Raw genomic sequence first — 10180 nt, forward strand, 5'->3', positions numbered from 1 at the left:
TCATGGCGAAGGAGATCGCCGAGCAGCCGCGCGTGGTCGAGGATGTGCTCAACCACTACATCCATGACGGCCGGATCGTGCTGCCCGAGGCGGTCGATTTCCGCGACGTGGACCGGCTGACGCTGGTCGGCTGCGGCACCGCCTATTACGCCGCCTATGTGGCGAAATACTGGTTTGAGCGGATCGCGGGCCTGCCCTGCGACGTGGATGTGGCGTCAGAGTTCCGTTACCGTGAGCCGCCCTTGTCGCCGCAAAGCTGGGCGGTCTTCGTCAGCCAGTCGGGCGAGACGGCGGACACGCTGGCCGCGCTGCATTACTGCAAGGGCAAGGTGGCGAAGTCCCTGGGCGTGGTGAACGTCGGCACCTCGGCCATCGCGCGGGATGCCGATATCGCCCTGCCGATCTTGGCCGGGGTCGAGGTGGGGGTGGCCTCGACCAAGGCCTTCACCTGCCAGCTGGCCGTGCTGGCGGTGCTGGCGCTCAAGGCGGCCTCGGACCGTGGGGCGATCACGTCTGAAGAACTGTCGGCGCATCTGGAGGACCTGCTGTCGGTTCCGGCGCTGGTGGCGCAGGCGGTCGGTGCAAGCGACGACTGCCGCCGCCTGGCCGACTGGCTGTCCGAGGCGCAGGACGTGCTGTTCCTCGGCCGGGGGGCGATGTTCCCCATCGCGCTGGAAGGTGCGCTGAAGCTCAAGGAAATCAGCTACATCCACGCGGAAGGTTACGCGTCGGGCGAACTCAAGCACGGTCCCATCGCGCTGATCGACCGCAACGTGCCGGTGGTCGTGATCGCGCCCAGCGACCCGTTGTTCGAGAAGACCGTCTCGAACATGCAGGAGGTCATGGCCCGGCTTGGCCAGGTACTGCTGGTATCCGACGCCGAAGGGATCGAGGCCGGGGCCGAGGGCGCGCGGGCCACGCTGACCATGCCGGCGGGCGCGGGGGCCTTTGCGCCCATCGTCTATGCGGTGCCGATGCAGTTCCTCGCCTATCACACGGCGGTCGCCAAGGGCACGGACGTGGATCAGCCGCGCAACCTCGCCAAGTCCGTGACGGTGGAGTGAGCCTCCGATTTCTTCGGATGGCGGCAACCACTCGGCCCCGGCCGGTGTTCGTCCGCCATGAGCGACACCATCATCGACACCCTGCATGATGCAGACGTTGCCCTGTCCGTTGAGGCAGGGCAGTTCCGCGACCACGCCGCCGTCGAGGCGGCGGGTTTCCTCAGCGAGATCGCCGACCAGCCCCCCGCCTTCACCCTCGCGGCCGCGGCAGCGGTTGCGGGGCTTGTCAGCGGGCGCTCGCGGCTGGCCGAGGGCGGGCTGCGCGCGCTGGCCTCGCTGTGGCTGGCGACGCAGATCAAGTCGCGGATCAAGTCCGCCGTGGTGCGGACCCGCCCCTCGAAGCTGCTGGAGGAGGGGCATTACGAAACCGGGGTGAACGGCCCCGACGAGCATGACTACAACTCGTTCCCCTCGGGGCATACGGCGGATGCGGTGGCGGCGGCCCGTGCCATCGGGCGGGTCGCCCCGGATGCGGGCGGGCCGATGCTGGCGGCGGCGGGCATCGTGGGGCTGGTGCAGGTGCCCCGCGCCAAGCACCATCTGGCGGATGTGATCGCGGGCGCGGTCGTGGGCCTTGTCGCCGAGGCGGCGGTCAGCGCGCTGTTCGACGCCGCGCGGATCAGGCCCCGGCTGCGGGCGGGCCTGCGCGAGCGCCGTCGGTGATCCTCAGGCGCGGCGCGGCAGCAGCGTCGCGGTGTAAAGCACCAGGGCTATCCAGATCATCGGGAAGGCGATCAGCCGCACGCCCTCGAAGGGTTCGTGGAAGATCAGCACGGCGGTCAGGAAGACCATCGTGGGCGCCAGATACTGCAGGAAGCCCATGGTGGACAGCCGCAGCAGCTTGGCGCCATTGGCATAAAGCATCAGCGGCACGGCGGTGATCAGCCCGGTCCCCGCCAGCAGCAGCGTGTCGTGCAGGTTCCTGCCGAAATGCCCGGTGCCCGTCACCAGCAGCCACGACACGTAGACGGCCGAGGGGACGAACAGCAGCAGGATCTCGACCGTGAAGCCCTCGTTCGCAGGCAGGGGCAGGCTGCGCTTGCAATAGGCGTAAAGGCCCCAGGTCAGGGTCAGCGTCAGCGCGACCACCGGCAGCCCGCCCGCCGACAGTGTCAGCAGCAGCACCGCCAGCACCGCCAGCGAGATCGCCGCCAGCTGGGGACGGCTCAGCCGCTCGCCCAGCAGCGCCCAGCCCAGGAAGATGCTGAACAGGGGATTGATGTAATAGCCGAGCGCGGCCTCGATCGCCTGGTCGTTCATCACCGCCCAGACATAGACCAGCCAGTTCAGCGTGATGAGCGAAGCCGTCACCGCCGCCATCATCACCAAGCGCGGCTGGCGCAGCGTCGTGACCACCGTGCCGAGTTGCCCGTTGTGCCGCAGGACAAGCAGCGCCACGGGCAGCGACCACAGGATGCGGTGGGCGATCACTTCCGCGGGGGGCACATGGGCGATCTCGTGCAGATACAGCGGGATCACGCCCCAGATCAGGTAGGCGCCGATGCCGAAGGCCAGGCCGCGGGGGGAATCATGGGGGCTCATGCCCTGTCGATAGCCCCGGCGCGCGGCGGCTTCCACTGGTCCCGCGCAACCCGCTTGGATTTCCTGCAAGGCGGAACGCGGCGCTTGATGCGTTCCCGCGCGCAGCGTAACCCTGCCTCATGCGAATCCTTTTTCTGGGCGACGTGATGGGCCGGGCCGGGCGGCGGGCGATCACCGAGCGGCTGGCCGGGCTGCAGCAGCGGCTGAAGGCCGATTTCACCATCGTCAATGGCGAGAATGCCAGCGGCGGGATGGGACTGACCGCCTCGCACGCGCGGCTGATCCTGGATGCGGGCGCCGATTGCATCACGCTGGGCGACCATGCCTTCGACCAGAAGGACATGCTGTCCTTTGTCGAGGATGAGCCGCGCGTCCTGCGGCCCCTGAACTATGCGCGCGAAGCGCCGGGCCGCGGCCACCGCGTCTTCGAGGACGCCCGCGGGCGCAAGGTGCTGGTCCTGCAGGCGCTGGGGCAGGTGTTCATGAAGCGGCCTTTCGACGATCCCTTCAGCGCCGTGGACAGGGTGCTGCGCGCGCATCCCCCCGGCGGGCTGGTGCAGGCGGCGGTGGTGGATTTCCACGCCGAGGCCACCAGCGAGAAGATGTCGATGGGCCATTACTGCGACGGCCGCGCCAGCCTCGTGGTCGGCACCCATACCCATGTGCCGACCGCCGACACGCAGGTGCTGCCGCGCGGCACCGCCTATCAGTCCGACGCGGGCATGTGCGGCGACTATGACAGCGTGATCGGCATGGACAAGGCCGAGCCGATGCGCCGCTTCCTGACCGGCATGGGGCGCGAGCGCTTCACCCCCGCCGAGGGAGAGGCCACGCTGTCGGGCGTCCTTGTCGTCACCGACGACCGCAGCGGGCTTGCCACGGCGGTTCAGCCGGTGCGCGAGGGCGGACGGCTGATGCAGGCCCCCGCCTGACGGCGCAGGCCGGGGTTTCCTTGCGCTTGCTGCGCAAATCGGGCACCCCTCGCCCCGGCAGCCGACCGGCATGTCCAGAAATGAGGTTCCCTCAATGTTCGGAATCGAACTGACCGGCAGCACCGCCGCCATCACCACCCTTGTCATCATCGCCGGGATGTTCGTGCTGTTCGTGCGCGAACGCCATCCGCCCGAGGTGATCGCCGTGGGCGTGGCCGCGCTGATGCTGGTGTTGGGGCTGGCGCCTTACGAGGACTCGGTGGGGGTGCTGTCGAACAGCGCGCCCTGGACCATCGCCTTCATGTTCATCATCATGGGCGGGCTGCTGCGGACCGGCGCGCTGGACCGGCTTAGCCGGCTGGTGTCGGCCCGCGCCGACACCCACCCGCTGATGACCATCGCGGGGATGTTCGCCTTTGTCTGCGTGGCATCGGCGATCATGAACAACACGCCGGTCGTGGCGGTGATGATCCCCATCGTCATCCAGGTCGCCCGCAAGGCCGGCATTTCCGCGTCCAAGCTGCTGATGCCGTTGAGCTACTTCACCGTGATGGGCGGCATGATCACGCTGATCGGGACCTCGACCAACCTGCTGGTGGACGGCGTCGTGCGGGCCCGCGGAATGGAGCCCTTCGGCATCTTCGACATCGCCCCGGTCGGGCTTGCCGTCACGGCGACGGGGGCCGCCTTCATCGGGCTGGTCGGCTGGCGGCTTCTGCCCGAACGCGGCTCGATGTCGTCCTTCCTGACCGACCGGACGCAGATGAAGTATTTCACCGAGATCGCCATTCCCCAGGACAGCAATCTCGTGGGCATGAACATCGCCGACGCCAAGGTCTTCAAGCGCGAGGATGTGCGGGTCATCGACGTGCTGCGGGGCGATGCCTCGCTGCGCCGCCAGATGGGCGATGTCGTGCTTGAGGCCGGCGACCGGGTCGTGCTGCGCTCGGGGATGGCCGACCTGCTGGAAATGCAGCAGGACAAGGACCTGCGGGCGCTGGACAAGCTGTCCTCGGTCCAGACCGAGACGGTCGAGGTGCTGATCTCGCCCGGCGCGCGGATGATCGGGCGGCGCCTGGGCGACCTGCGCCTGCGCCGCCGCTACGGCATCTATCCCATCGCCGCGCACCGGCGGAACCAGAACATCGGGCGGCAACTCGACGACCTGGAGATCCGGGTCGGTGACACGCTGCTGCTGGAAGGCGCCCCCGAGGACATCGCCCGGCTGGCCGCCGACATGGATCTCGTGGACGTGTCGCATCCGACCACCAAGCCCTTCCGTCGCCGCCACGCGCCCATCGCCACCGCTGCGCTTCTGGGCGTGGTGCTGCTGGCGGCGCTGGATGTGGCGCCCATCATGGGGCTGGCGTTCCTCGCCTCGGCCATCATCCTGATCGCCCGCTGCGTCGATGCCGACGAGGCCTTCGGCTTCGTCGATGCCCGCCTGCTGGCGCTGATCTTCGCCATGCTGGTGATCGGCGAGGCGCTGGATGCGACCGGCGCGGTCAACCTGATCGTGGACGCGGTGGCGCCTTGGTTATCAGGCCTCAGCCCCTTCTGGACCCTGATCGCGGTCTATTTCCTCGGCCTCGTCATGACCGAGATCCTGTCGAACAATGCCGTCGCGGTGATCCTGACCCCCATCGCCATCGAGCTTGCCCTGCAGCTCGGCCACGACCCCCGCGCCTTCGTGGTGGCGGTGATGTTCTCGGCCTCGGTCGCCTTTGCGACGCCCATCGGCTACCAGACGCACATGATGGTCTACGGGCCGGGGGGCTACAAGTTCACCGACTTCATGCGGCTGGGCATCCCGCTGGACATCGTGACGGGGATCGCCGCCTGCCTGATGATCCCGCTCATCTGGCCGCTCTAGTCCTTTGATCCCCCGGTTTGATGGTGTTCTTCGTCCCCGGGGATGAAGGGACGCGCCACGGGGTTCGCTGCTCAGGCGCCGAAGCCGGTGCGGACGGCCTGTTCGGCCTCGGCAGCCAGGGTCTTGCGGTCGCGGCCCGCGACCGGGACGGGCGGATGCAGGGTCACGGTGATCCGGCCCTGCCGCGGCTCTGCCAGCACGGCCAGAAGATGCGGGGCCAGGTCCATGTCGCCCCACCATCCATAGAAGCGCGGATCGCGACCGGGCGGCGCCTCGTAGGCGATGCTCACGGGCTGGATCGCCAGCCCGTCGGGCAGGGCGGGATCGAAAAAGGCCTGGAACAGCGTCGGCTTGAACGGAAGAACCCGCCGGCCGTCGGTGCTGGTGCCTTCGGGGAAGAACAGCAGCCGGTGCCCCAGCGCGGTGCGTTCCGAGAACTCGGCCGCCTGCGCGCGGGCTAGGCGGGGATCGCGGGCGACGAAATGCGTATCCGTCACGCGGGTCAGGATGTTGATGCCGGGCCAGCCCGCGACCTCGGCCTTGCTGACGAAGAACACCGGGGCCGCCGCGTTCAGCGCGAAGATGTCGAGCCAGCTTGAGTGGTTGGCGACCATCGCGCCCGGACCCTTCATCGGCTGCCCGAGCCTGCGCCACCTGAACCCCAGGCACCACAGGCACAACCGGCAGACAGCCTGCACCCAGGATCCCGTCAGGGGCCGGCGGCGCCCGGCGGCAAGGCTTTCCGCCGCCCGCAGCGGCAGGATCAGCAGCACGCCGATCAGCAGGACCGACAGCACCGCGCTGCCCCGCAGAAGGACAAGCACCCATCCCAGCGGCGCGGGGCGGGGGGCTGCAAGCGGCGGCGCGCCGCGCCATGTGCCGGTGCGGGGCGGGGGCCTCTCCTCGGCATCGCGCGGGCCGGTCATGCGCCCTGCCAGCGGTCCTGATAATAGCGTCGGTGCCGGTCGGACATCGCGGCGGTATCCATCAGCAGGAACACGTCCGTCGTGTTGAAGTCGTGGTCGAGCCAGGCGCCTTCGCCCACGACCCCGCCCAGGCGCAGATAGGCCTTGATCAGGGCGGGCATGCCCGCCATCGCCGCCTGACGGTTCAGGCTTTCCGGCGCCACCAGGTCCATGCGCTGGAAATGCGGCGGGCGGGCCACGGGCCGCAATTCCGGCGGTGCGAGGTGCTTGTGATGCAGCCATGACAACGCCTGCGCCAGCGGCGCGACATCGGTGCCGTGAAAGCTCGCGACGCCGAACATGACGTCGATCCGGTTGTTCAGGACGTAATCCGCCAGCGCATTCCACAGCAGGAACATTCCCGAGCCACCGCGGAACGCCGGGTCCACGCAGGACCGGCCGAGTTCCACCAGCCGCCGGCCGGAGGCCCTGAGCGGCGACAGGTCATATTCGCTTTCGGAATAATAGCGGCCGAACCGCTCGGCCACGTCGCTGCGCAGCAGGCGGTAGACGCCGATGACGTGATCGCCCGCCGCCGGGTCGCGCCGGCTGTCGATCAGCATCAGGTGATCAACCACCGGATCGAACTCGTCCCGTTCCAGTCCCGCCACGTGATCGACCATCGGCCCGTCGCCGCCAAGCTCCTGCACGAAGACGCGATACCGCAGCCGCTGGGCCGCGCGCAGATCGGCGTCGTCCGCGCCCAGGCGCACCACCAGCCAGCCGGGATCGGTCTTCATCGTGGCTTTTCCAGCACAGTAGAGCGGCAGAAATGTTGCCGGATTGATACGGAATGTGCCAGCGGGACAAATCCGCTTGACTCAATGAACAGTTGTAACGACTTCATGATTACAATCTTGAATGCATTATCAGGAGCCGTGATTGACCAGTTCCAGTTCGACTTGGCGCCCATCCAGCACAAGCTTGCCCATTTCAGGGAAGTTTATCGTCACCTTGCCGCCGATCCGCGACTGCACCTGTCCCACGCCCCATTCCGGTGCGGCACGGTTCCTGACCAGCATGCCGGGTTCGAGGATCTCGACAGTCATCCGCGCCCTTTCACGAGGTTTGGGCCTCAAGGCTACCGGACGATGAACCCCGTCACAATCCCGCTGAGGCAAACCGGCCCTGCAACGGGCGCAGAACTGGCCGGCCTTGTCGCGGCCCGCTTGTGCCATGATCTCGTGTCGCCGCTTGGCGCCATCGGCAACGGGGTCGAACTGCTGGAAATGTCGGGCGAATATTCCGGCATTGCCAATTCCCCCGAACTGACGCTGATCGGCGAAAGCGTGCGCGCCGCGCGGGCGCGGGTGCGGCTTTACCGGATGGCCTTTGGCCACGCGCCCCCCGACCAGCGCGTGGCCGTGATGGAGATCGCCCAGCTTGTCCATGATTACGCCCGGGGCGCGCGCCTGACCATCGACGTCGAGGCGGGCGGCGACACCTCGCGGATCGAGGCGCGGATGCTGCTTCTGTCGCTGATGTGCATGGATACGGCGATGCCCTGGGGCGGAAACGTGGCCGTCACGCGCGAGGGCGCAGGATGGCGCCTGCGGGGTCAGGCCTCGCGCATGCGGGCGGAACAGGGGTTGTGGCAGTCGCTGGACCCGGCCGGGGGTCCGCATCCGGCGCCCGCGCCGTCCGAGGTGCATTTCGCCATGCTGGGGACACTTGCCGCCGAACACGGCCGTCCCATCGCCTGGTCCCTGGATGCAGAGGGGGCGGAGCTCAGCTTCTGAGCCCCTTCAGCCCCGGATCGTCCCGTCCCCTGTCACGAGATACTTGAAGCTGGTCAGTTGCTCGGCCCCAACGGGTCCGCGCGCATGCAGCTTGCCCGTGGCGATGCCGATCTCGGCCCCCATCCCGAACTCGCCCCCGTCCGCGAACTGGGTCGAGGCGTTCCGCATCAGGATGGCGGAATCGAGCCCGCGGAAGAAGCGGTCCGCCGTGGCGTCGTCTTCCGTCAGGATCGCCTCGGTATGGCCCGAGCCATGGCGGCGGATATGGTCGATCGCCTCATCGACCCCGTCCACCAGCCGCACGGCGATGATGCTGTCCAGGAACTCGCGCCCGAAATCCTCGGGGCGGGCGGGCAGGGTGCCGGGGATCTCGGCCAGGTCGCCATCGGCCCGCACCTCGACGCCCGCGTCCAGAAGGTCGCGCACCAGCACGTCGCCATGCCTGTCGCGGAAGGCGCGGTCGATCAGCAGGCATTCGGCGGCCCCGCAGATGCCGGTGCGACGCGTCTTGGCGTTCAGCACCACGCGGCGGGCCTTGGCCAGATCGGCGGCGCCGTCGGCATAGATGTGGCAGATGCCTTCCAGATGGGCGAAGACCGGCACCCGCGCCTCGGACTGGACCAGCCCGACCAGCCCCTTGCCGCCGCGCGGGATGATGACGTCGATCAGCCCCTGCGCCCGCAGCATGGCGGTCACGGCGGCGCGGTCGCGCATCGGCACGATCTGGATCGCATTTTCGGGCAGCCCGGCGGCGCGCAGCCCCTGCACCATGGCGCGGTGGATCGCGGCCGAGGAATGGATGCTGTCGGTCCCGCCCCGCAGGATGACCGCGTTGCCCGATTTCAGCGCGAGCGCACCAGCGTCGGCGGTCACGTTCGGGCGGCTTTCGTAGATCACGCCAAGGACGCCGATGGGTGTGGCCACCCGTTGGATATGCAGCCCGCTGGGCCTATCCCATTCGGCCAGCACGCGGCCCACCGGGTCGGGCTGCCGGGCGACCGCCGCGACCCCTTCCGCGATGGCCGCGATGCGGGCAGGGTCCAGCCGCAGCCGGTCCACCATCGCAGGCGGCAGGTTCTTTTCGGCGGCATGGGACAGGTCGCGGGCGTTCGCCTCCATGATCCCGGCTTCGGCCTCGCGGATCGCCGCTGCTGCGGCAAGCAGGGCCTCCCGCTTCTGGCCGGAGGGCGCCTGCGCCAGCACGGCCGCGGCGTCGCGGGCAAGCGCCCCTATGCGGGCGATCAGTTCGTCGGCGGATTCGTGCATGTCGTTCATCGTCAAGCCTGACCGGGTCCAGTGGTCCGGCAGAGGTGCCACAGACCCCGGCGGAAGGCCAGTCTGGGTCAAGCGGCACGACAATGGAACGGGAAAGTGCAGGCTTCTGTTGCCAGGTGCCTGCGAACCCCGCCTTACGCGGCTAAGCGCAAGGACTTAGGTTTCGATAACTCGAACTGCTTACGCAGCCAGAGCCACCGGAGCACGGTTGTCGTTGGCAACTGTACTTTTTGCACCGATAACGGTGGTAGCTCACCGAGACAAAGCAAACAGCTTTAGACGTTCGTCGATCCTGTTTCGGCCCCATTCGCCCCCAACGAGGGATGTCTGGTGGAGCCGCCGGGTACCGCCCCCGGGTCCGATCCGCTTATTACCTGCGCGTTTATGTCCATAGTCCGGGCGAACCCGGACGGGACCAATCTAGGAGGCTGCCGGGCCGCTTGCAAGGGTGCTGAAGACATGGCCGCCACACGGGAACGCCGGCAGGGCCGGGGCGTTGGGCGGGCATCCAGAAGGAAAGGAAAAAACATGATCCGCACCGGACTTGCCGCCCTTGCGCTGGGCGCCCTGGCGCTGCCCGCTCTGGCCGACACGCCGCCGCCTGCCGGCGCGCAGCCGCTGTCCCGTATCGTCGCCACGGTCGAGGCGAACGTGACCGATCTCGCCTTCATCGAGGACGTATCTTGGGACGATGACGGCTACTGGGAGGTCGAATACAGGACCACCGGCGGGCAGGAGGTCGAGATCAAGGTCGATCCGGTCAGCGGCCAGACCCGCTGAGGCCAGGCCC

11 protein-coding genes and 1 other RNA gene are annotated in these 10180 nt (G+C 68.3%); 6 read left to right on the forward strand and 6 right to left on the reverse strand.

Annotated elements, in window-relative coordinates:
- On the forward strand, window positions 1–1064 hold a 1064-nt coding region (gene glmS, locus Q4F04_RS13165), incomplete at its 5' end, for a glutamine--fructose-6-phosphate transaminase (isomerizing) (protein WP_303370271.1).
- A 57-nt stretch (window positions 1065–1121) separates the two neighbouring features.
- Window positions 1122–1727, forward strand: coding sequence for a phosphatase PAP2 family protein (locus Q4F04_RS13170; protein WP_303370272.1), 606 nt, complete (start codon window positions 1122–1124; stop codon window positions 1725–1727).
- Window positions 1728–1730: 3 nt separating this feature from the next.
- Here the strand turns inward: Q4F04_RS13170 and rarD are convergent, their stop codons facing one another.
- Window positions 1731–2606 carry an EamA family transporter RarD gene (gene rarD / locus Q4F04_RS13175; RefSeq protein WP_303370273.1) on the reverse strand — a complete coding sequence of 292 codons (876 nt, stop codon included), beginning with the start codon at window positions 2604–2606 and terminating at the stop codon, window positions 1731–1733.
- 119 nt (window positions 2607–2725) lie between these two features.
- On the opposite strand from rarD, the gene Q4F04_RS13180 reads away from it, so the two are divergent.
- The gene (locus Q4F04_RS13180; RefSeq protein ID WP_303370274.1) at window positions 2726–3538 is read left to right on the forward strand and encodes a TIGR00282 family metallophosphoesterase; all 813 of its coding nucleotides are present in this window, start codon (window positions 2726–2728) and stop codon (window positions 3536–3538) included.
- Between the two features lie 94 nt (window positions 3539–3632).
- On the forward strand, window positions 3633–5411 hold the full coding sequence (locus tag Q4F04_RS13185; RefSeq protein WP_303370275.1) for an SLC13 family permease: 1779 nt from the start codon (window positions 3633–3635) through the stop codon (window positions 5409–5411).
- A gap of 71 nt (window positions 5412–5482) precedes the next feature.
- On the opposite strand, the gene Q4F04_RS13190 is transcribed toward Q4F04_RS13185, so the two are convergent.
- The 3 genes from Q4F04_RS13190 to Q4F04_RS13200 form a co-directional block, all read right to left on the reverse strand.
- Entirely contained in the window at window positions 5483–6337 is an 855-nt protein-coding gene (locus tag Q4F04_RS13190) for a 1-acyl-sn-glycerol-3-phosphate acyltransferase (protein ID WP_303370276.1), read from the reverse strand.
- The gene (locus tag Q4F04_RS13195) at window positions 6334–7116 is read right to left on the reverse strand and encodes a GNAT family N-acetyltransferase (protein WP_303370277.1); all 783 of its coding nucleotides are present in this window, start codon (window positions 7114–7116) and stop codon (window positions 6334–6336) included. Before Q4F04_RS13195 ends, Q4F04_RS13190 begins: the two co-directional genes overlap by 4 nt.
- Window positions 7117–7245: 129 nt before the next feature.
- Complete coding sequence (locus Q4F04_RS13200) at window positions 7246–7425, reverse strand: DUF3553 domain-containing protein (RefSeq protein ID WP_303370278.1); 180 nt, start codon at window positions 7423–7425, stop codon at window positions 7246–7248.
- 42 nt (window positions 7426–7467) lie between these two features.
- Here Q4F04_RS13200 and Q4F04_RS13205 point away from each other — a divergent pair, with 42 nt between their 5' ends.
- Window positions 7468–8115 carry a histidine phosphotransferase family protein gene (locus Q4F04_RS13205; RefSeq protein WP_303370279.1) on the forward strand — a complete coding sequence of 216 codons (648 nt, stop codon included), beginning with the start codon at window positions 7468–7470 and terminating at the stop codon, window positions 8113–8115.
- A 6-nt stretch (window positions 8116–8121) separates the two neighbouring features.
- Here the strand turns inward: Q4F04_RS13205 and Q4F04_RS13210 are convergent, their stop codons facing one another.
- Together Q4F04_RS13210 and ssrA are read right to left on the reverse strand one after the other, a co-directional pair.
- Window positions 8122–9390 carry a glutamate-5-semialdehyde dehydrogenase gene (locus tag Q4F04_RS13210; RefSeq protein ID WP_303370280.1) on the reverse strand — a complete coding sequence of 423 codons (1269 nt, stop codon included), beginning with the start codon at window positions 9388–9390 and terminating at the stop codon, window positions 8122–8124.
- A gap of 95 nt (window positions 9391–9485) precedes the next feature.
- Window positions 9486–9840, reverse strand: a transfer-messenger RNA (tmRNA) gene (gene ssrA, locus Q4F04_RS13215).
- 78 nt (window positions 9841–9918) lie between these two features.
- Here ssrA and Q4F04_RS13220 point away from each other — a divergent pair.
- Entirely contained in the window at window positions 9919–10170 is a 252-nt protein-coding gene (locus Q4F04_RS13220) for a PepSY domain-containing protein (protein WP_303370281.1), read from the forward strand.
- Window positions 10171–10180: the final 10 nt, after the last annotated feature.

Origin of the sequence: Paracoccus sp. (in: a-proteobacteria) (genome assembly GCF_030536915.1) — a bacterium.
Lineage (GTDB): Bacteria > Pseudomonadota > Alphaproteobacteria > Rhodobacterales > Rhodobacteraceae > Paracoccus.

What these genes read in the sequence shown, in the direction of transcription:
- Q4F04_RS13170 (WP_303370272.1), top strand. Translation starts at nt 1,122, where the DNA reads ATGAGCGACACCATCATCGACACCCTGCATGATGCAGACGTTGCCCTG.
- rarD (WP_303370273.1), bottom strand. Translation starts at nt 2,606, where the DNA reads ATGAGCCCCCATGATTCCCCCCGCGGCCTGGCCTTCGGCATCGGCGCC.
- Q4F04_RS13180 (WP_303370274.1), top strand. Translation starts at nt 2,726, where the DNA reads ATGCGAATCCTTTTTCTGGGCGACGTGATGGGCCGGGCCGGGCGGCGG.
- Q4F04_RS13185 (WP_303370275.1), top strand. Translation starts at nt 3,633, where the DNA reads ATGTTCGGAATCGAACTGACCGGCAGCACCGCCGCCATCACCACCCTT.
- Q4F04_RS13190 (WP_303370276.1), bottom strand. Translation starts at nt 6,337, where the DNA reads ATGACCGGCCCGCGCGATGCCGAGGAGAGGCCCCCGCCCCGCACCGGC.
- Q4F04_RS13195 (WP_303370277.1), bottom strand. Translation starts at nt 7,116, where the DNA reads ATGAAGACCGATCCCGGCTGGCTGGTGGTGCGCCTGGGCGCGGACGAC.
- Q4F04_RS13200 (WP_303370278.1), bottom strand. Translation starts at nt 7,425, where the DNA reads ATGACTGTCGAGATCCTCGAACCCGGCATGCTGGTCAGGAACCGTGCC.
- Q4F04_RS13205 (WP_303370279.1), top strand. Translation starts at nt 7,468, where the DNA reads ATGAACCCCGTCACAATCCCGCTGAGGCAAACCGGCCCTGCAACGGGC.
- Q4F04_RS13210 (WP_303370280.1), bottom strand. Translation starts at nt 9,390, where the DNA reads ATGAACGACATGCACGAATCCGCCGACGAACTGATCGCCCGCATAGGG.
- Q4F04_RS13220 (WP_303370281.1), top strand. Translation starts at nt 9,919, where the DNA reads ATGATCCGCACCGGACTTGCCGCCCTTGCGCTGGGCGCCCTGGCGCTG.